At 39.4% G+C, this 21,289-nt stretch carries 20 protein-coding genes; 9 read left to right on the top strand and 11 right to left on the bottom strand.

Annotation, left to right across the window (positions count from 1 at the left end; translation table 11 throughout):
* Positions 1 to 167: 167 nt before the first annotated feature.
* Together A6M13_RS16515 and A6M13_RS08165 are read right to left on the bottom strand one after the other, a co-directional pair.
* Entirely contained in the window at positions 168 to 602 is a 435-nt protein-coding gene (locus A6M13_RS16515; RefSeq protein ID WP_066544865.1) for a site-specific integrase, read from the bottom strand.
* An 85-nt stretch (positions 603 to 687) separates the two neighbouring features.
* Complete coding sequence (locus A6M13_RS08165; protein ID WP_066544864.1) at positions 688 to 1,641, bottom strand: zinc-binding dehydrogenase; 954 nt, start codon at positions 1,639 to 1,641, stop codon at positions 688 to 690.
* A 406-nt stretch (positions 1,642 to 2,047) separates the two neighbouring features.
* On the opposite strand from A6M13_RS08165, the gene A6M13_RS08160 reads away from it, so the two are divergent.
* Positions 2,048 to 2,683: an HD domain-containing protein gene (locus A6M13_RS08160; protein WP_141680921.1), complete on the top strand. Its 636-nt coding sequence runs from the start codon at positions 2,048 to 2,050 to the stop codon at positions 2,681 to 2,683.
* Between the two features lie 5 nt (positions 2,684 to 2,688).
* Positions 2,689 to 4,179 (top strand): succinyl-CoA:acetate CoA-transferase ScpC, encoded by a 1,491-nt coding sequence (gene scpC, locus A6M13_RS08155; RefSeq protein ID WP_425393915.1) that lies wholly within the window; start codon positions 2,689 to 2,691, stop codon positions 4,177 to 4,179.
* Positions 4,180 to 4,216: 37 nt separating this feature from the next.
* On the opposite strand, the gene A6M13_RS08150 is transcribed toward scpC, so the two are convergent.
* Positions 4,217 to 5,119, bottom strand: a complete 903-nt coding sequence (locus A6M13_RS08150) for a LysR family transcriptional regulator (RefSeq protein WP_066544861.1) — start codon at positions 5,117 to 5,119, stop codon at positions 4,217 to 4,219.
* Positions 5,120 to 5,492: 373 nt separating this feature from the next.
* The gene (locus A6M13_RS16110; RefSeq protein WP_066544860.1) at positions 5,493 to 5,675 is read right to left on the bottom strand and encodes a hypothetical protein; all 183 of its coding nucleotides are present in this window, start codon (positions 5,673 to 5,675) and stop codon (positions 5,493 to 5,495) included.
* A 787-nt stretch (positions 5,676 to 6,462) separates the two neighbouring features.
* Here A6M13_RS16110 and A6M13_RS08140 point away from each other — a divergent pair.
* On the top strand, positions 6,463 to 7,302 hold the full coding sequence (locus tag A6M13_RS08140; RefSeq protein WP_066544859.1) for a methyl-accepting chemotaxis protein: 840 nt from the start codon (positions 6,463 to 6,465) through the stop codon (positions 7,300 to 7,302).
* A gap of 141 nt (positions 7,303 to 7,443) precedes the next feature.
* Here the strand turns inward: A6M13_RS08140 and A6M13_RS08135 are convergent, their stop codons facing one another.
* Positions 7,444 to 8,577: a 2-methylaconitate cis-trans isomerase PrpF family protein gene (locus A6M13_RS08135; protein WP_066544858.1), complete on the bottom strand. Its 1,134-nt coding sequence runs from the start codon at positions 8,575 to 8,577 to the stop codon at positions 7,444 to 7,446.
* A gap of 111 nt (positions 8,578 to 8,688) precedes the next feature.
* Between A6M13_RS08135 and A6M13_RS08130 the strand changes: the two genes are divergently transcribed.
* Positions 8,689 to 9,558 carry a LysR family transcriptional regulator gene (locus A6M13_RS08130; RefSeq protein WP_066544857.1) on the top strand — a complete coding sequence of 290 codons (870 nt, stop codon included), beginning with the start codon at positions 8,689 to 8,691 and terminating at the stop codon, positions 9,556 to 9,558.
* 156 nt (positions 9,559 to 9,714) lie between these two features.
* On the top strand, positions 9,715 to 11,028 hold the full coding sequence (locus A6M13_RS08125; RefSeq protein WP_066544853.1) for a CitMHS family transporter: 1,314 nt from the start codon (positions 9,715 to 9,717) through the stop codon (positions 11,026 to 11,028).
* A gap of 17 nt (positions 11,029 to 11,045) precedes the next feature.
* Here A6M13_RS08125 and yyaC read toward each other — a convergent pair whose 3' ends face one another.
* A complete protein-coding gene (yyaC, locus tag A6M13_RS08120; RefSeq protein ID WP_083998278.1) occupies positions 11,046 to 11,627 on the bottom strand; it encodes a spore protease YyaC in 582 nt (193 codons plus the stop codon).
* Between the two features lie 55 nt (positions 11,628 to 11,682).
* On the opposite strand from yyaC, the gene A6M13_RS08115 reads away from it, so the two are divergent.
* From A6M13_RS08115 to A6M13_RS08100, 4 genes are all read left to right on the top strand, one after another.
* Entirely contained in the window at positions 11,683 to 12,813 is a 1,131-nt protein-coding gene (locus A6M13_RS08115; RefSeq protein WP_066544851.1) for an MFS transporter, read from the top strand.
* Positions 12,814 to 13,227: 414 nt separating this feature from the next.
* Entirely contained in the window at positions 13,228 to 13,659 is a 432-nt protein-coding gene (locus A6M13_RS08110) for a hypothetical protein (RefSeq protein ID WP_066544848.1), read from the top strand.
* Between the two features lie 125 nt (positions 13,660 to 13,784).
* On the top strand, positions 13,785 to 14,501 hold the full coding sequence (locus A6M13_RS08105; protein WP_066544846.1) for an alpha/beta hydrolase: 717 nt from the start codon (positions 13,785 to 13,787) through the stop codon (positions 14,499 to 14,501).
* 25 nt (positions 14,502 to 14,526) lie between these two features.
* Positions 14,527 to 15,672 carry a hypothetical protein gene (locus A6M13_RS08100; RefSeq protein ID WP_066544844.1) on the top strand — a complete coding sequence of 382 codons (1,146 nt, stop codon included), beginning with the start codon at positions 14,527 to 14,529 and terminating at the stop codon, positions 15,670 to 15,672.
* A gap of 21 nt (positions 15,673 to 15,693) precedes the next feature.
* Here A6M13_RS08100 and A6M13_RS08095 read toward each other — a convergent pair whose 3' ends face one another.
* The 5 genes from A6M13_RS08095 to A6M13_RS08075 form a co-directional block, all read right to left on the bottom strand.
* Positions 15,694 to 17,142, bottom strand: a complete 1,449-nt coding sequence (locus tag A6M13_RS08095) for an MFS transporter (protein ID WP_066544842.1) — start codon at positions 17,140 to 17,142, stop codon at positions 15,694 to 15,696.
* A 134-nt stretch (positions 17,143 to 17,276) separates the two neighbouring features.
* Entirely contained in the window at positions 17,277 to 18,437 is a 1,161-nt protein-coding gene (locus A6M13_RS08090; protein WP_066544838.1) for an acyl-CoA dehydrogenase family protein, read from the bottom strand.
* A gap of 21 nt (positions 18,438 to 18,458) precedes the next feature.
* Positions 18,459 to 19,655, bottom strand: coding sequence for an acyl-CoA dehydrogenase family protein (locus A6M13_RS08085; protein WP_066544837.1), 1,197 nt, complete (start codon positions 19,653 to 19,655; stop codon positions 18,459 to 18,461).
* Between the two features lie 13 nt (positions 19,656 to 19,668).
* Positions 19,669 to 20,109 (bottom strand): Zn-ribbon domain-containing OB-fold protein, encoded by a 441-nt coding sequence (locus A6M13_RS08080; RefSeq protein ID WP_066544836.1) that lies wholly within the window; start codon positions 20,107 to 20,109, stop codon positions 19,669 to 19,671.
* Positions 20,110 to 20,120: 11 nt separating this feature from the next.
* Positions 20,121 to 21,284 (bottom strand): thiolase C-terminal domain-containing protein, encoded by a 1,164-nt coding sequence (locus A6M13_RS08075; RefSeq protein WP_066544834.1) that lies wholly within the window; start codon positions 21,282 to 21,284, stop codon positions 20,121 to 20,123.
* Positions 21,285 to 21,289: the final 5 nt, after the last annotated feature.

Here is a 21,289-nt window from a genome sequence, read left to right as displayed (position 1 = left end):
GCTTAAAGTTCCGCACTGCTGGCTCAAACGCTCCGCAGTACTCAATCGTTGCATCAACTTCAAATAACAACGAATAGTGCGTGTAGGGTAAGCCATGTGTTGTAATTTCCTTCAGCCCGTATTTTTGTTGTACGTGTAACATCCATTTACGAGTTTCGTAGGTTGCATCAGTCCATCTTCAATGTACGACGGGAAGATTTTGTTTTCGTTGTTTTGACGTATAATCGATTATCTTTCCCGCGGGATAACGCCTTGTTAATTCGAATTTCACAGTCTTTGAAATTAATATCTTCCCACGTTAGTGCGAGTGCTTCACCTTTACGCATGCCGGAGAAGGCGAGAATGCGGAAGAGGGTGTACGCCTTGAAGTTATTTTCTTCTTCCATGCATTTTAAGAAATGAAGTAGTTCCTCTTTTGTATAGAAATTCAATTCTTCCTCATCTTCAGTTGGGTCAACATGTTTAGCTAGTATCGTTAAATTTTCTTCTGAATAAATTCCAGCATTTAAAGAAAGTGTGTAAATATCGTAATCAAGTGCTATTGCTAACTTGCGCAAAATTTCAAGTGATGGGACGAATTTGTCATTTTTAATTTGCGACAAGTATATTTAATGAATGTGGCTTTTAAAATTTTAAGATGAAGAACAAAACTCCCCTCGTTTACAACATCGAGGGGAGTTCCTTTCATTATTCAAACACAGCTACTAAGCGGCCTTTTACTTCATGATTTTTTAATTTTTCTAAGCCTTTATCGATTTCCTCAAATGGAATTGTTACAAGCTGTGGGTTCATTTTGCCGGTAGCAAATAAATCATAGACGCCCTGTAAATCTTCTACCGATCCACCGTTACTACCTAGCAGTTTAACTTCTTTCGTAATCATTGAGTACGTATTAATATTGGACTGTAAAATACCCATACCTACTATAACAACTGTCCCTTGAGGTTTAACTGCCTCAACGGCTTCTGCTGTTGTAGTGCCAAATCCTGCAAAATCAACAATCACATCACATTGTGCCTCTTGCATATCTGCAATTGAATCATATGCTTTATGAGCACCTAGCTCCTCCGCTAATTTACGTGCCTCTGGAGAAACATCTGTTGCGACAACTTCACAACCTTTAATAAGTGCCATTTGAAGGGCAAATTGACCAAGTCCACCAACACCGATAATGCCTAATTTCGTGCCTTCTTTTGCTTGTCCAATCGTGAATACGGCACGGTAAGATGTAATCCCTGCATCAGTGGACGCAGCACCTTCTTCAAATGAAACGCCGTCTGGAATACGTACACATTGATCGGCAGGCACGCGAACTTTTTCTGCGTAGCCACCATCATACGTATAGCCCGCTGTTACTTTTGTTTCACGATTCATTGGGTTTGCCCCAACACGATCACCAACTTTAAAGTTTTCAACACCTTCGCCAACTTCGATTACAACACCTGCAAATTCATGTCCCATAATGACTGGTCCATTTGGAAATAGTGGCATCCAGCCTGGGTCTTGTAAAGCAGCGACATCTGAGTGACAAAGTCCAGCGGCTTTCACTTCAATGACAATTTGACCTGGAATTGCCTTTGGATCCTCTTTTTCAATTAGCTCCAATGGCTTATTCGTACCTGAAAATAACCAACCTCTCATTTACAACGCCTCCAAATAAAATAGTGTTCTATTGCGTAGCGAATAAATTAACTTTAAAGTGTGAATTTATTCTAGGTTAAATGTAAGCTTTTTATATATTTACGTCAAATGATGTCCTTTTTGGAATTGTGTCGAACACTTATGAGTGGTCTTTTTTTCGTTATTCGGCGAGCACCAGGTACAAATATAATTCATTACGCGACAATTTTACATTCATAAAAATTGCCTTCATCGCACGTTGAAGAAGATGTATGTTAAGAAATTCGTGTAAACAGTCTAAGTGCCTCGTCCTTTTTGAATTAGTTAATATAGTTTTAAACTATGATTATTATAGTTTTTATTGTATTTACGAATGGTTGGATTCTTCTTACAATAAAGTTAATTCTGAATGAAAAGAGGGATGGTTATGGTAGAGATCGCAGGTATTAAAATTCCAGATACGAAAATGGCATTAGATGCAAAAGAAGTTTTGCTTGAAAATGGCTCGGACTTATTATTCAATCACTCCAATCGTGTGTATCTATTTGGGGCGTTAAAGGCACAAAAAGAACAAGTGAAATATGATCAAGAGCTTCTTTATATAAGTGCACTCTTTCATGATTTAGGTTTAACGAAGCTTTACAGCAGTGATGATTTGCGTTTTGAAGTGGATGGTGCGAATGCAGCACGTCAGTTTTTGCAAACATATAACGTTGAAAAGCAGGCGATACAAGTTGTATGGGATGCAATTGCCTTGCATACAACACCAGGCATTGCAGAGCATAAAGAAAATGAAGTGGCGCTGTTATTTGCAGGGGTCGGAACAGACGTTATGGGCGATGGTTATGAATTATTAACAGAAACGGAACGTCAGGCGGTTTTAGATGTATTCCCACGTGTTAACTTCAAACAAAATATTATTCAAGCTTTTTATGATGGTATTAAACATAAGCCACAAACGACATTCGGGAATATGAAACAAGACATTTGTGCACATTTTAATCCGCAATTTAAAAATAAGAATTTTTGTGATTGTATTTTACATTCACCATGGAAGGAATAAGTCGTATGAACAATCGTATTCGTCATAAATTACTTCAAGATAAAATTGTAACAGCCGATGAAGCAGCTACATGGATTACAGATGGTATGTTAGTAGGAATGAGCGGCTTTACACGTGCAGGGGATGCAAAGATTGTACCGCTTGCGCTAGTGGAAAAAGCGAAAACAGAAAACTTTAAAGTAGATGTTTATACAGGGGCTTCATTAGGCCCAGAGGTTGACCAGTACATGGCACAAGCAGGAATCATTCGTAAACGTGCACCATATCAAGGCGACCCTGTCATGCGTAATTTAATTAATCAAGGTGAAATTTTATATACGGATGCACACGTTTCACATAATGCAGAATTGATTCGTACAGGCATTGTTGGGCCAATCGATGTCGCAATTATTGAAGCAGTGGCCATTACAGAAGATGGGATGATTATTCCAACAACATCTGTTGGCAACTCGCCAGTCATTGCACAACATGCAAAAGAAATTATCATTGAATTAAATACAGCTCAGCCAGCTGAATTAGAAGGTATTCATGATATTTATATGCCAGGTGTCCAAGGGAAGCGTGAACCGATTCCAATGACAAACGCTGGTGATCGTATTGGTACATCTGGGATTCCAGTAGATGTATCAAAAATTCGAGGTATTGTTTTATCCGAAATGAAAGATGCGCCGTCACTAATTGTGCCACCAGATGAAGAAACGGCACAAATTGCAGACCATTTACTCACATTCTTCCGCCAAGAAATTGAGGCAGGTCGATTAACAAAGGAACTCGCACCATTACAATCAGGCGTAGGCTCTGTTGCGAATGCTGTACTCAATGGCTTTTTAGATTCAGAATTTGAAAATCTTGAAGTGTATTCAGAAGTTCTGCAAGACGCTGTATTTGAATTAATTGATGCTGGAAAGGTAAAAGTAGCTTCAGGTACATCGATTACTTTAAGCGAAGCGTACGGCAAAGAAGTGTATGGAAATTTGAAAAAATACCAATCACAGCTTGTATTACGCCCACAAGAAATTTCGAATCACCCTGAAATTATCCGTCGCCTCGGCTTAATTTCAATCAATACCGCACTTGAAGTGGATATTTATGGGAACGTTAATTCAACGCACGTAACGGGATCAAAAATGATGAACGGAATTGGTGGCTCAGGTGACTTTGCACGCAATGCACGTCTTGGGATTTTTGTGACGAAGTCCTATGCAAAAGGTGGGGACATTTCATCAATCGTACCAATGGTTTCACATCACGACCATACAGAGCATGATGTCGATGTCATTGTCACAGAACAAGGGATTGCTGATTTACGAGGTTTAGCACCGAAGGAACGTGTAGAGCTAATTATTGAAAACTGTGCACATCCAGATTATAAAGAACAGCTACGTGATTATTATAACAGAGCAGTTGAAGCGACAAACAATGCACATACACCGCATTTACTAGCAGAAGCATTGTCATGGCATGTGAAATTAACGGAAACAAAATCAATGAAGTAAGAAAAAAGGAAGTGAGCCGATGCTTACTTCCTCTTTTTTAAGACAATTGTAGTGTAAACTTCGTTAATTCTTGTGCTAATAATTCGTTGAACGCTTGAAGGGTAGGCGATGATTGGCGTTCTTTTTGTGTAATCAGTAACGTTTCGCGTTGTAAAAGAGGGTGGTCAATTGTGTATGCTTGGAGCGCACTTGTGCCATATAAGTCGAATAATGTTTTCGCCACAATCGTTCCACCAAGTCCTTGTTCGACAAATGAAAAAATCGAGTCAATACTAGACGTTTCAAAGCGAGGTGTAACCGGAAGTTTTTCCGTTTTCGCAGCATGGTTTAAAATGCGTCGACATAAATGTGCGTTTGGGAAAAGTACGAGCGGTTTTGAAAGTGCTTCAGGTAACGTAAGCACATCTTTACACATATCATTATCTTTTCGTTCGATATAGCAAAAGGCTTCTTTATATAAGGCTGTTTCCTCAAATCGCTGATCAAATTGATCGCTATGTAGCGAAAATGTAAAGCCAACTTCAATCATGTTGTTACGAAGCATTTCATGAATATCTTCATTTGACGTGATGTGAACTTGAATGTTCGGATATTGTTTCATGAACTGTAACGAAATTGATGAAACTAAATTCGTTAATTCCCCCGGTAACGCACCAATGCGTAATGTTCCTTTTTCTAAGCTATCTAACTGTTGGATTTGCTCTTTTGTGGCATCAAGCGTTTGAAACATTGTTCGAGCTTGTTCTAATAGAATATACCCTGCATCAGTCAGTGATATTTTTTTGCCAATTCGATGGAAAAGTGGGGTGCCGAGTTCTTGTTCAAGTATTTTGATTTGCTGACTTAACGTAGGTTGCGCAATTAACAGTCTTTCAGCAGCTTTGGTAAATTGCATTACCTCGCAGAGTACAAGGAAATATTCTAATTGTCGAAGTTCCATCAATTTCAATCCCTTCTATAGTTTATAGCTATAGTATTTAGTATTTAGATTATATTATACAATAATTTGCGATTACCAGGTACAAAGGTAATTCAGAACATTCATGACGATTTTATAATCATACCCTTACCCTATCAAACATCAGGTGAATAAGATGAATGACTTAGACTAACTATGAGAAAAAATTTTACAGTTCCGCGATGAGCGGAACTGGCAGCAATTCCACAATCCAGAAGACTTAGCCCTATCACTCTCTTTAGAATCTAGTAAATTGCTAGAAGTATTTCATTGGAAAATAAGTGCATATTATATTGTTCTACTTTATATTTCTGCTCAAATTATGAATACATCGATAAAAGGAACACTCAAGATATTAGAGAGTTCCTTTTTGGCTTTGAATAATTTTTTTGTATTTATTAATAGCTGCTTCACGTAATTCTTGTCCAGATAAAGGAGTTCGATGTCGCTGGAAGCGATCCTTGTAAATATGATTGATAGCTTGTGATTCTTTCTCTATATTATCTGATATACACTGCTCATTTTCATGTTGAATCATCTTTGCACCTTCCTCACATTTAAAACATTATTTTCGTTAATTATAACAAATACCTTTTTATTTAGCTGAATAGAGAGTTGAATCTTTTAATGTCCCAACAGCATTTACTTAGTCAAAAACATAGTTGGAAAGTAGATATATCACCGAGGTCTTATGTTTCAAGATCTAATGATAACATCTACTTGTATCCGCGTTCTCGAAACATAAGAACCAAAGGATGGGGTCTTTTCTAGAATTATTATCTATATTTTTTGAGAGGAAATCGAGGATGATTCTCTCTCAATTATAAATGAAAATTAGCTGTAGATTTTGTTTTTCTGAAAGTATATTTGTTCGATAATAATGATGTATCATTCACTTTTATTTTCCGTATTTTAGGTGAGAAGAACGCTCGACATTTGTGAGTAGTGTGTTCGAGATGGCTGGGCTTTTTGTGTGTAAAAGTTTTCTCTGCACAGGCGTTATATGTTTCAGAGATTGATTTTTAAAAAGTGTGATGTTAATACCTATCCTCTCAGGCCACCACCAAAACTAAAATCCCCACCACTTTCAATATCTAATGTTTTTATTATTTTGTAAAAAAAGGTAAAATACTAATGTGAAAACACTATAAATGGATAAAATGTGTCATTGAAAAGGAAGTATTTGATTTGTTGGGTATTTTCTCATAGCTCGTATTTATTATAAGCACTGAAAACGTGGTATGTTATTGAACGAAGTAGTGCTCGAAGTAAGATGCAAAGGTGTATAGCAAAAAATTTAGCAATGACCTAAAGGAGAATTTGAGATGAGAACAACAATTTTACGAACAGATATCCATCCGGTTTTAGAAACATATTTAGACATGATCCCTTTATTTCACACGATGTTACCAGACTTGGCGATTGGCTTAACGAATACGGAAAAATGGATTACATATTTTCCGGGGACAAAGATTGATATTGGCGCAAGAGCGGGGACGAACATTAATCCGAAAGAGCCTTTAGCAGACTGTATTCGAACAAACACGATTATACGTGATGAAGTGCCAGCGGAGTTTTTTGGACTGCCGTTTACAGGAGTTGCGGCACCAATTGTACACGAAGGACGCGTTATTGGCGCATTAGCGATTCAATTGCAAAAGCAAAATGAAAAGCGACTTCGCGCGATTTCAGATGAAATTTTGCAGGCGCTTGAAAAGGCGAATGCGCGTGTAGCTGTGATTACAGATAGCTCAGAAGGATTGTCGAATATTAGTGATAAATTACTAACACAGTCTACGCATGCGATGAACGAAGTGAAAAATACGGATGATGTGCTAAATTTCATTAAACGCGTTGCGGACCAGACGAATCTTTTAGGGTTAAATGCTGCAATTGAAGCGGCACGAGCGGGGGACAAAGGTTTAGGGTTCGCTGTCGTGGCCGATGAAATTCGCAAGCTGTCCCATGAAACGGTGTCGTCTACTGAAAAAATTCGCCAAACATTAACGAATATCCAAAGTTCCGTTAATGAAATTACAACAACGATTCAAGAGGTTGTTGCGATTGGGCATGAACAAGCGGCGTCTACGGATGAAATTTCGGCTTTAATGACGAAGATTGAAGCGATGAGTAAGGAATTAAATAAATACGCAGCGGAGCTTTAAGTAGCGAGGCTTACAAGAGTAATTTACAAAGCGTAGATGATTAATAGAAGAAGACCAAAGCTTTTGTTTATGAAGAAGCTTTGGTCTTTTTAATTTGAGAAAGCGTATTATGTCGACAGAAGGTTGATTGAGCAGTTTGTGTTACACAGTTTGACGATAAGTTGCGTAATCGAACTGATTTTTAGTATAGGCAACGCCAGAGAGTAAAACGCGAGCAGTTCGAATTACTTTAATGCCTTGAATTTTATGATTGGCAACAACGAGTTTAGTTTGCATAATACCACCAGGGTGCGCAAGGCGTATCACATCGTTTTTGCACGTAGCAAATGGCTGTAAAATCGTTTCGTTTAAAAAGATAGCAGCAGATGTACAAATAGCACCAGTAATGGCTAATGCATTATGTGGTTGTTGCATCGAAAGCATACGAATTTGTAAATCCATAGACGTTGCTTTATGGTGTCGACCAGTCGCATCAACATAGTCTTGAGCAGGGCTAATAATTGTCAATTTTGGTACGGCTGGCGATTTAAATTTTGCTTCGTGTGCTTTACAAAAGCCACACATCTCCGCCGCTAGCCCCCGAATTTCCTCGCAAAGTTGTAAGGTTTCAGGTGAAATTTCATGTGGTAGTTCAGTTCCTTTTAAACCAAGGTCTTCAGCTTTCACATAGACGAGTGGATTGGCATAGTCGATGATGGAAATATCAATCTGTTGATGACGAATAGTAATAGTATCAATGGGCTTGCCAGTTGGGTAAAGTTTGTTTGTGACAGCACCTTCTCCAGCTTGGAATGTTAAATAAATAGGTGAGCCAGTACCGGGAACACCAGGAATTTCAATAGTTCCTTCTGTTACGACTTGTCCGTTGTGTACTTCCACTTCCGCAGTAATTAATTTATTTGTATTCGTATTTAAAATAGTTGTGCGTGTAATAGGTTCCACCGGTGGAATAAGTCCTGTATGAATTGCGTATGAAGCAACGGCAGAAGAAATATTGCCACAATTCCCTTTAAAATCGACAGTTTGGTCAACGATACTTACTTGGGCAAATGTATATTCAATATCTATATGTGGCAGCTCAGATGAATGAATAATGGCGACTTTACTCGTTAACGAATTGCCACCACCTAAGCCGTCAATTTGTCGTTGGTCGGGGCTACCCATTAAATCAAGTAAAAATGCTGACCATTGTGTTGGGTCAGAAGGTAGATGCTCCTTCTTTAAAAAAACGGCTTTACTTGTTCCTCCACGCATTAAAACGATTGGCACTTTCATGTGAATCCCTCCTTGTGGTTGTATAGCTAGTCTATAATGGATTATATTTATAAGTAAAATACACAAATTATTACTTTTTTTATAAATAAAACTTATAAAGGGGTGTCTCCTATGGTAGAGAAAGATTGGGAAGCATTAATAGCGATTAGAGAGGAAGGCAATATTAGTCGGGCGGCAAGACGATTATTTGTATCACAGCCTGCGTTAACCTATCGCATTCAAAATTTAGAGGAACAATTTAACATTAAAATTCTGTATAAAATTAAAGGGGGCGTAGATTTTACGATTGAAGGACAATTTTTAGTGAAATATGCTGAGCGAATGTTAAAGGAACTTCAAGAAACGAAAGACCGGATTTCCAATCTATCAGAAGAAGTACGTGGACTATTACGAATTGGCTCATCGGATAATTTTGCACAATATATTTTGCCGGGCATTTTAAAAGAATTTTCGACAAGTTATCCGAATGTATTGTTTAACATTAATACTGGATGGAGTACGTATGTAATGGAGTTATTAAATACATCGAAAGTACATGTCGGGATTTTACGTGGAAATAACGATTGGTACGGCGAAAAAATCTTGATGAATGTAGAGAAGCTATATCTAATTTCAAAAGAGCCTATTGATATGAATGATGTGCCAAACATGCCTTATATTAGTTATAAAACAGATGCATCACTGCGGAACTTAATTGATAAATGGTGGTATGACCGTTATCAAATTCCACCGAATGTCATTATGGAAACGAATCGCCAAGAAACATGTAAAGAAATGGTGAAGCATGGTTTAGGCATTACGATTTTACCTAAAATTAGTTTGATAAATGTGGAAGGGCTTCATCGATACGAATTGATATTAAAAAGCGGTGTGCCAGTTGAACGAGAAACGTGGCTTCTGTATTCAGAACAAAGTAAGGAATTAGAAATCGTTAAAAAATTTATTGATTTCATCCAAAAGAATAAAAATCTGATTGTATAAAATGCTCTCCCTATTATGTAGGTTTACTGGATTATAAGTTTTTTTAAAGTTTTTCTTTAAAATTTATATATTTTACTTATTTATATATTTTGAGTAGAGTGAATTTTAAGAGTACTCAAGTTTTAGGGATGTTCACAACATAATAGGGGGTATTGTATGCTTACATTTTTAGGCTTTGCAATGGTTATTTTGTTTACGTATTTAATTATGACGAAGAAGCTATCGCCACTCATTGCGCTCATTGTCTTACCGATTATATTTGGTTCTCTTGCTGGGTTTTATAATGAATTAGGGTCAATGATTATGGAGGGCATTAAGGTTGTAGCACCAACAGCAGTACTGTTATTCTTTGCTATTTTATTCTTTGCCATTTTATTAGATGCAGGTTTGTTTGACCCACTCATTAATAAAATCGTGAAAGTTGTAAAAGGCAGTCCGCTACGTATCGCATTAGGTACAGCTATTATTTCAATGCTTGTTGCTTTAGATGGGGATGGGACAACAACACATATGATTACGATAGCAGCGATGTTTCCATTATATAAGCGTCTTGGGATGAATCGTTTAATATTAGCGACAATTTCATTATTATCGGTATCTGTTATGAGTTCAATGACACCATGGGGAGGACCTGCAACGCGAGCGATTGCAGCGTTAGGGCTGGATGCGAACGAATTCTTCTTGCCGATGATTCCAACATTATTCGTCGGAATGATAGCGATTACATTAGTAGCATTTACATTAGGGAAAATGGAAGAGAAACGCTTAGGTGTTATTACAGCAGAACCGAAAGTAGTATTTGAGCAAATTCCAGAGATGGCATTAACAATGGAGGATGCTACGTATTTAAAACGTCCGAAAATGCTAGTGCCAAACTTTATTTTAACATTGACGGTAATGGGCTTATTGATTTTCGGTATTTTACCGGCGGCCACATTATTTATGATTGGTTTTGTCATTGCATTAATGATTAACTATCCAAATATTGAATTACAAAAAGAGCGTATTGAAGTGCACGCACCAAATGTTATTACAGTTGTTGCGTTAGTATTTGCTGCAGGTGCATTTACTGGAATTTTTTCAGGAACAGGGATGGTTGATGCGATAGCAAATGCTATTGTGAATGTTATTCCAGAGTCAGTGGGAAGTGCATTTCCAATAGTTGTCGCGATTACGAGTTTACCACTTACATTTGTACTTTCAAATGATGCGTATTATTATGGGGTACTACCAATTTTAGCGGAAGCGGCTTCTGCTTATGGCATCAGTCCATTAGAAATTGCACGTGCTTCTATACTTGGTCAGCCGATTCATTTTTTAAGCCCACTAGTAGCATCAACATTACTATTAGTCGGTATGGTGAAAGTAGATTTAGGGGAGTTCCAAAAATTTGCGTTTTTACCAGCATTATTTGTATCGGTGCTGTTAATTATCGGCGCACTTGTAACAGGAGCCATTAGCTTATTTTAGCAACAAAATCCCACAATTTAATGTTGTGGGATTTTGTCGTGAAGTAATTGTAATAAGTGCACCGTTACTTGGGCCATACGATAAACAACTGCTAAGCGTGTATCATTCATAAAGTGTATATCTTGGTCAGTCTCGCTATAGTTCACAAAACCCTTTAAGTGGAAGTCGCCAATGGGTGTAAATTTTTTGCCCAATGCATCGCCAGGTTTTAAAGGCCCTTTAAAAATTTCAAGCGCACCTGTTTTAGGTGTACGACTAATAGCTGCATCTAGACAAATAATTAAACTATGCGGAAACATTTTCTTCGCTAAAGCGATGGAATCGTCGATGTTAAAGGCTGTTACAGGGTTTGTTAATGTACCGAAAATAATATATTTATGATTAGATTGTTGTAAAAGCGTGCCAACTAAAGGGCCGTAGCAATCGACAATATGTTTATCTGTACCGATACACATAACGACAACTGGAAACGATAAAAAGGACGGATGAATAGATGATATCCAATTGTTCACGACGAGATCAAATTGGTCTTGTACGATTTCAGCTGTTGTAGATATCGTCGCGATTTTTTCAGTGGAAAGTTGATTGTTAGAGTGCAAGTGAACACATCCTTTATAAGTTAGGTGGGAATAACATGAATGTAAAAAAGTATTAATGATTACTTTATTTTTTCATATTATCATAAATGCAACGCGACCTGTCATTACTTTATCTGCAGATTCGTATGGAGCCTCGCTAGTTGAAATTGGAATAGTGACAGCCTTATACGCATTTTTTCCTTTGTTTTTAGCTATTTATTTTGGTCAATTAATTGATAAGTTAGGTGATAAGCTACCATCAATCATCGCGTATATGTCAATTGTGATTGCTTTAGTGTTTCCGATTGTGCTCCCGAATATAGTAGGCATTATTGCCTCGCAAATTTTGATGGGCATTGCCAATGTCTTCATTCCAATTTCCATGCAAAATATATTAGGGCACGAGTCGACAAGTGAAAATAGAGATACTTATTTTAGCTGGTTTACATTAGTTGTAGCATTAGGTGCAGTAATCGGTCCAATTGTCGGTGGTTATTTGACGCAATATTTTTCATATAATATGGTATATGTATTTTGTATTGGTTGTGCAGTGTTAGGGATAGCCGTAGTTGCTACGTTAAACATTGATAAATATTCAACAGTAAAGGAACGTCAGCCATTAATAGCATCGTTCCGTTTACTTCAAAACCATCAACTGAAGGTAGCGCTTTTTGCAAGTGCACTCGTACTGTATTCGAAAGATATCTTTATTGCGTATTTTCCGTTGTTTGGTCAGCATATTGGCATGACTGAAACGGAAATAGGGTGGATGATAGCGATTCAAGGGATGGCGATTATGTTTATCCGGTTTTTATTGCCACGTTTGTTGGATGTTGTTAGCCGTAAACAAATTTTATTTTTATCGATTTTTGTTGCAGGGCTATCATTTGGCGCGATGCCATTATTTGATGACATATATATGTTGGCCATATGGATATTTTTAATGGGCTGTGGTCTTGGATGTGGTCAACCGATTTCGATGACGATTACGTACAATGCCTCGCCACCTGACCGAACAGCAGAGGTGCTTGGCTTACGCTTAACTGTAAATCGTCTCGCACAAGTAACAGCACCACTTGGTTTCGGTTTACTAGGCGGAGTATTTGGTATCCTCAGTGTATTTTATATGAGTAGTGCACTATTAGTAGCGGGTGCATTCGTATTTAAGCCGTCTCTTCAGTCTTTTTATAAGCGTAAAGCTCGTTAATAGAAAGTAGAACTATCCGTATTTTACGGGTAGTTTTTTTAGTTTGCCAGTAAATGAAGCAGTTGTGACATCGCATGCTATCAACATAGATTGGTGGCTGAAAGTCTTGTTCCCCCCGAATATTTTCATGCATTTTACACTAAATTTTGTGCGTGATATGGGTATAGATATACTTATAAGTAGGGGGAGGGATTTTATGCTGTGGACAGGTGTTGGCAGTTTTGGGTTGCTACTTGTCGTTTTATTGTATGCAACGGCAGGGAATAAAACACCGGAATTTTTTTCTTTTGTTTTGTCATTGCTTTAATTATTGCAAGTGGTTCGATTGCGCTTGAATTCAACAGAAAATATAGAATATCCGTTGCATTAGTGACGATGATGCAAAATTTTTTAGAAAGTCTAGAAGATTTTTCAGTGACAAAGCAATTTATTTCACCAGATAGAGATTCGATGATTGCGATTGACGAAGTACATCAAAAAATTGTCGTTGTGTTTCGTCAGCCACAACAACGGAATTTTTTAACGACGTACAATTACGACCATAAAATCTTTTCGTTTCAACAGTTGGATGGAGCAGAAGTATTAGAAGATAAGCGACCGCTTCGGAAAAGGTTTCGTGAAGATGCTCTGAGCGAATTACATCGACCAGTAAAGCGTATGACGACAGGACGCTCACTTATACCACCTGAAAAAATAAGCACATTGGAACTTAGAGTGATGGTAAGGGAGATGACAGAGGCGAGCTGTCATGTGAATTTTTGGCCGTTACATACAAAAGTTTCAAAGGAGAGCAAAACGTATGTTCAGGCAAAACGGGAAATTGTCACGTGGGATGCCCTATTATAACAATTTATTGAGCAAGCTGGTGAACGCACGAATGCAATGCAGTAAATAGATACAGCTACAAAATACTTGTCGACTGCTAGACATGTCGCCGAGTATTTTTTATGTAATTAGTGAGGAGGTTATGTATGAAAAAGGGCATTAAATGGCTTTTCATCAGTATCGTAAGCCTAATTATCATTGGATGTATTAGTTTTTTTCTATGGGCTTCGGCAACGTATACGCCAAGTGAACAATTGCAATCACTCGTTAACATTGAACAGTTTATAACCGATGATGCGCTAATAATGGCACCAGAAGACGGAAACGGGATAGGTATGATTGTATACCCTGGTGCAAAAGTAGAAAATACGGCTTATAGCTATTACGCGCAGGGGTTAATGAATGCAGGCTATACGGTCATTGTGCCACAAATGACATTTAATTTTGCGCTACTGAGTTCAAGTAAAGCAACGACATATATCGAGCAATTTCCAGAAATAAAGGAATGGATAATTGGTGGGCATTCCTTAGGTGGTGTAGCTGCTGCCATGTATGCAGCTAAGCATGACGTAGAAGGGCTATTACTATTAGCGGCGTATCCGAGTGCATCAGCGGACTTAAAGCAAGCAAGTTTTCCAGTGCTCTCTCTTTACGCTGAGCATGACGGTTTAACATCTCTTGCAGATATCGAAGCATCAAAGGCACTATTACCACCACATACCGTATTTACTGAAATCATCGGTGGCAATCACGCGCAATTTGGGATGTATGGTGAGCAAAGTGGTGATGGTGTCGCAACGATTTCAGCAGTCGAACAACAAGAAGCGATGATTCAGTATACATTGGAGTGGTTAGAGAAGTAAGCTTTCGTAAAAAAGGGGTGGCGGGATGCAACTATGGAATCTATTTTATGAAACAGCCCAACAAACATGTGACGCAATCGTCGCTAACACATATGGAGACGACAGCCATATTGAAGTGAGCGCGGATCAGTATGAACAAGTGATTGCCCAACTGCCAAGTGATTTTACAGTGCCAATTCACCGAGGTTTGTTTTCATATGCGCAATTACAAGCAATCGCCTCGTTACAAAAAATAGACCGTATTGTCGTAACCGATGAAGGGCGTATCATACTTGAATGTGAGATTAAAAGTATGAGTACAGCGGTAAGTTATGCACAAAGTGTCTGGAACGGTGCAACAAACGAAGAGGCACTTCAAATTGCAATAGCGGTCGGAATGGGGATGTATGGTGAGGAATTTGTGGAAAGCTTATTAGATGGTATGGAAGAACAAGTGGTGATGAATTATGCGATGAAGGCAGGGTTAAAAGATGAGCTACAGTTTAATAGCATGAAGTTGACGATAAAGGAGCTATCTACCGTGCTAACAGAAAAGGCAATGACGACTTCAGTTTTGATGGAAAAGGCATTGTCTGTGTTACATAAGGATGCGCTATCAGCTGCCATTGTCACAGGGGTATTATCTGTGATTGATATAAAGCATGCCATCCAACGAAAAATATCGGCGCAGCAACTTACAAAAAATATGCTAAAAAAATTAGTAAGTGTTATCGGTGGCATGATAGGGTTCGTGTTATGTTCAAAGCTACCGACATGGCTTATCCCAAATGTGCCTATCATCATTTCGATTGTAGCAGGGCTTACGGGCATGTATATGGGTGGTAAATATACGAAAAAATTCGCGAACAAATGGTTGAATAAATATATAGCAGACGATGCGGAATTGATGTTGCCCATGTTTGAAGATGCAGTTGTCGAAGTCGCGACAACCTATGTGCTAAATGAAGAGGAGTTAGATGCGCTCATAGCATTAGTACAAAAGCAAAAGGAGTGGCCACGTGTCTTGCAGACGATGTATGCAGAAGCACAGCCACCTCTTTATGCGTACAATTGGCTGAAGCCACTCGCATTTTATATTGCGATGAAGCGTGAGGCGATTGAGCTACCAACCGGGGAACAAGTACTTGCACGACTACAACAACAAAACCAACAACATGTCGTTTGGGGATAACGGCATGTTGTTGGTTCTTTTTTACGTTAATTCTTCATGTAAATCTTGTTCTGTTACGTTTATTTCTTGTACTTCTTCATCTGCCACTTTTAAGTTACGTCGTTGCACAACGGCGATAAAGACGATAGATGCAAATACGACAACACCTAAGCAAGCGTACAGTAATTGTAAGAAGCCTAAACTTAAATCTGGGTTACGTACGAAAATACCAAGTACAGATGTTGCAAGTAATGAGCCAAGCGCTACGAATAATTGCGTTACACTCATCGCCACACTAATATCTTTATTCGGTAAGTTCATTTGAATACCTGTGTGGAAAATCGCTACTAAGACACCACTTGCACAACCCCAGACGAATGAAATCGCTGTAATCGCCAATGCAGACGCAGACGTTGTGAAGAATGTTAAAGCGAAAATAATTAAGCCAAATAGTACCATCGCAAAAATCGCAACAAGACGGAAATCACGTAATTTCGCTACGACAAAGCCACTTAGCGCTGCGAAAATAAATGATGTAATGCCACGGTATGTCATAAATAGCCCTGTTTCTGTTGGCGTGAAGCCATGAATGTTTTGTAGGAACATTGGTAAGAAGAAGATAAGCCCTGTTGCTGCAAACATCATTGAAAATACAGCGAATAAACAAACGTTAAAGACGCGATATTTAAATAGGTGAAGCGGAATGATTGGGTCTGCTGCTTTCTTTTGGCTGAAAATAAACAGTGCCACAAGTGCTGCAAAGGCAATAAATAAACCAATCATGAAAATGGATGACCATGGAATAAGTGTGCCGCCAAATGTTGTAATCGCTACAATAATTAAAATCACGGTACTTAAAATAGAAATGCCGCGGTAATCCAGTTTCGCGTGTTCAGCACGCGGAACGTCTGGCATATATTTCGCAACGAAATAAAGACCAGCGACACCAACCGGAATGATTGAATAGAACACCCAATGCCACGATAAGTACTGTACGAAAAGACCGCCAATTGTTGGGGCGATAATCGCAGTTAAGGCATTTAATGAACCGTAGAAACCTAAAAACTTTGCGCGGTTTTGAATGTCAAAAATATCACTAATGACAATTAAACCGACAACCGCTACTGTTGCACCACCAAAGCCTTGAATGGCACGGAAGAACATTAAGTGAAAAATATTCGATACTAAAATAGGTGTAATAATTTCAGAAATTAAAATAACAATAATCCCGAATAAAATCACTTGGCGACGACCGTACATATCACTCAATTTACCAACAATTGGCGTAACGATGGCAGACATCGCTAAGTTCGCTGTAAAGACAAGTGAATAAAACTCTACACCGCCAATGTCTTCAATAATTTTTGGTAACGCTACTGAGAACTCAGAAGATACCATTAAGCCTAACTCAATACATAAGAAAACGCCGACCATTAATAACACTTTTTGCTTATAAGTCATAGAAGCTACTGTGCGAGAAGTTTTGAACATTCATATATCGACTCCTTTATGATGGACTGTACGTATAAAAGAACAAAGAAAAGAGATTCCTTATGCCATAAATGAATTGAGCTTTATGTATGACAGGAATCTCCGGTTGAATGCCAGCAGTTACAATTGACGTATTATGGAGTTATTGGAAGAGCTGTTGGTGCTGCGACGTCTGTCCATCCAAGTGCATCAATGGCAAGGTCGTAGTACGTATCAATATCACCTAAATAGTTTTCAAAGAAGCGGGAACGTTTTACATATAAATGGCAATCGATTTCTTCGGTGAAGCCGATACCGCCATGAATTTGAATATTGTCCGCTGCAGCGCGTATAAATGTTTGTGTGGCAAAAATACGTGCGCTTACAATGGCTTCTACTTTATCGGGTGCATCTGTTTCTAATGTCCAGTTGGCATAGTAGGAAAGTGAGCGTGCAGTTTCTAAATCAAGCTTCATATCAACAATACGGTGCTTAATCGCCTGGAAACGTCCAATCGGATTGCCGAACTGCTCGCGGATTTGCGCATATTCATTCGCCATTTGTACGATGCGTTCTGTTGCACCGACAAGCCATGATGATAAGCCGGCATTGAATGACAGTAAGCCACGATTTAAAATCGCCCACCCTTCATCCAGCTGACCAATCACTTGATTTGTCGATACGCGCACATTGTCAAATTGTAGCTGTGATAGTTTGCGTGTCTCGTCAAATGATTGAAGCGGTGAAACCGTTAAACCTGCTGTATCGGACTCAACAATAACAAGTGCGATTTGTTCATTGACGCGAACTGGCACAATGATATGTGTTGCAAGTTCGACATCCGGCACTAATGTTTTCACACCTTGTAGTAGGAGAGAGCCAGCATCATGCTGTGCTTGCAATTGAATCCCTTGCTTTTTATAGCTGCGCCCAGGTTCTAGCCAAGCGATGGTAAACGTTGCTTCAGCGCTCGCGATGCTCGGTAAATAGGTTTGCTTTTGCTCGTCGCTTCCGAACTGTTCAATCATTGGTGCGGCAAGCGCTAGCGTTTCTAAATGAAGCCCTGGTACAAGTGCTGCGCCTAATTCTTCAAAAATAGGCACTAAATCAAGTTTGCCAAGCCCCATACCATCATATTGTTCGGGAATGTTCAGCTGTGTACAACCAAGCTCGTTTAAGCCAGCCAAGCTTTGTTGAACAGTGTTGATATCACCGTGAATGTAATCACGTGCAATTTTAGTTGTTTCAACATCTTGTAAATATTTTCTGACGTATTGGCGGAACATTTCTTGTTCTTGACTTAATGAGAAATCCATAGCGTCTTCACCTCGTTTAGTTTATTTGCCGATATCTTTAGGAAGCCCTAAAATACGCTCTGCAATTGTATTTTTTTGAATTTCGCTCGTACCGCCACCGATTGTTTGGCCGAACGAATATAAATAATTTTTTTGCCAGTATGAATCGCCGTAAATCGCATCTTGCTTCCACGTAATCGCTTGGTGACCTTGTAATGAAATTGCCTCTGAGAACAATTCTTTCGTCACTTCACTTACAAATAATTTGTCCATAGAGCCTTCCACACCAGGATGACCAACTTTTAGCTGCTTTGTTAAGTTACGGTAATAGTTGAGTAATGAGCCACGCGATTTAATATATAAATCAAGCAGGCGCTTACGAACTTCACGCTGTTCAATTAACGCTTCATCATCCGTTGTAACGCTACGTGCTAATTCGACAAGTGCATCAAATTGCTGTTCTAATGAGAATACTTGCGCACCGATACCTGTACGTTCATGCATCAGGAGCGCAATCGTTACACGCCAGCCATCATCAACATTACCGATAACATCTGCTTCGTAAGCGACCGCGTCGTTTAAGTACACTTCATTAAAATCATGCTCGCCGTCCATTTGAATAATCGGGCGTACTTCCACGCCTGGTTGGTTCATATCGAGTAAGAAGCACGTAATACCGTGGTGTTTTTTCTCGCCTTTACTTGTGCGTGCGACAAGGAAGCAACGGTCTGCAAAATGGGCAAAGCTTGTCCAAATCTTTTGTCCGTTAATAATCCATTTGTCGCCATCTTTTACAGCCGTAGTTTGTACAGCCGCTAAGTCGGAACCTGCATTTGGTTCAGAGTAACCTTGGCACCAAACTTCCTCGCCTGACAAAATTTTTGCGATGTATTTTTCCTGCTGTTCTGGTGAGCCAATTTGCATTAATGTAGGGCCCACCATATGTAGACCTACATAGTTAATGGCAGGTGGCGCTTGCACACGCACCATTTCTTGATGGTAAATAATTTCTTCCATCAGTGTAGCGTCACGACCACCGTGCTTTTTCGGCCAAGCGATGGCAGCCCAATTACCTTCTGACAGTTTGCGCTGCCAATCACGTAAAAATTGACCGTATGCAGCTTGTTCTTCTGGCATGTTAAATGTGCCATCTAACCAGCCTTCTGGTAAGTTTTCTTCTAGCCATGTACGTAGCTCTAAACGGAACTGTTCTTCCTGCTGTGTATATGCGAAATCCATCGTCGTTTCCCCCTTACGCTTCTTTTAGTACCCATTGTGGTATTGCACGGTCTTCTGTAACGTCATCCCAAACCATTGAAACGGCTGTGCCAATTGTGACATTGTCTGCATTTCCACCTAACACATTGCCCATAATTTTGACATCGGGTAAATGATCGAGTGCAATAACGGCAATGACAAGGGGTAAATCATTTTGGAAGCCTGGTAAAAATGGGCGGTACGAAACGACATAAGAGTACACATGTCCTGAAATCGTGCTACCTTGGTTTTCCCATTCAAGTGCTACATCACCACAGTTCGCGCAAGCAGGGCCAGGCGGGTGATTGTATGTGTGACAGCATGTACATTTTTGCAACACAAGCTCATGTCGGTCAGCGGCATCCCAGTACGGTGCATTGTCTAATGTTTTTAGTGGAATTGGTTTTTCGTATTTTACTTTTGTCTCTTCGCTCATGAAAATCCCTCCTATTTGCTTAAAATCATTGCACCTGCGATGTCTGGACCTGCCCAGCCAGTACAAATGCCGATTTCACAGTTTTCTACTTGACGGTCTGTACCTGTATATTCGTGACGTAATTGACGGACGATTTCAAGTACATTATTCATCCCATGTGTATAGCCTTCTGATAACATGCCGCCTGCTGTATTTGTAGGGAGTTTGCCGCCAATTTTCAAATTGCCAGCTGCTACAAAGTCGCCAATTTCGCCTTTTGGTGCTAAGCCGTATGCTTCTAATTGACGGAGTACAACCCAGCTAAAGCAATCATAAATTGAAGCGACATCAATATCGCTTGGCGAAATGCCAGCTGCTTTATAAAGTTCAGGAGCAACATAATCTGATGCTACCTCATCAACGTTTTTCCAGTAGTGTGCATGAGATACAGATTGACGAGCCGCCATTCCTGTAATGTAAACAGGGTTTGATTTACAGTCTTTTGCACGGTCTGCTGATGTTACGATAATGGCATTTGCTTCGTCTGATTCTAAGCAGAAATCATGCTTTGTAAACGGTGAGCTTAAATGAGCTGTTGCTAAATATTCTTCCATTGTTAGTGGCTTGCCGTAGAAAAATGCGTTTGGGTTGCGCTGTGCATGCTCATAAAATGTTGTACAAACATGCCCTAAGTGTTCCTGTGTTAAGCCGTTTAAATGCATATGACGCGTTGCAAATAAGCCAAACCATTGTCCTGGACTACCAGCGCCGTACGGAATTAAGAAGCTGCCGCCATCGAACGCATTTTGGAGTAAGTCCGTACTCCAGCCACCGCCACCCATACGCATACCAGAACGACCATTCATCGAGCGGTAAATGAGCACTGTTTTTGCTTGACCTGTTTCGATCAAACCGACTGCATCGGCGATTAACATTTCGGTGCTGCTGCCACCACCGAGCATTTCTTTCACGACACCTGGGCGAGAACCTAAGTACGTTGCAACTTGATGCGGCCCACATGAATCATTTTCTGAGTAGCTCATGAAGCCATCAATATCTTTTGCTTCTAAACCAGCATCGGCAATTGCTGCGCGTGCTGCATCTAATGCTAAATGTAGTGGGGTAACACCTGAGTTTTTTGAACGTTTACTTTCGCCGACACCGACGATGGCATATTTATTACGAATAGTTGACATATTCA

Source organism: Caryophanon tenue (assembly GCF_001700315.1).
Classification (GTDB): domain Bacteria; phylum Bacillota; class Bacilli; order Bacillales_A; family Planococcaceae; genus Caryophanon; species Caryophanon tenue.
The sequence above is the reverse complement of the archived record's forward strand: the minus strand, read 5'-3'. Positions and strand labels throughout refer to the sequence as shown.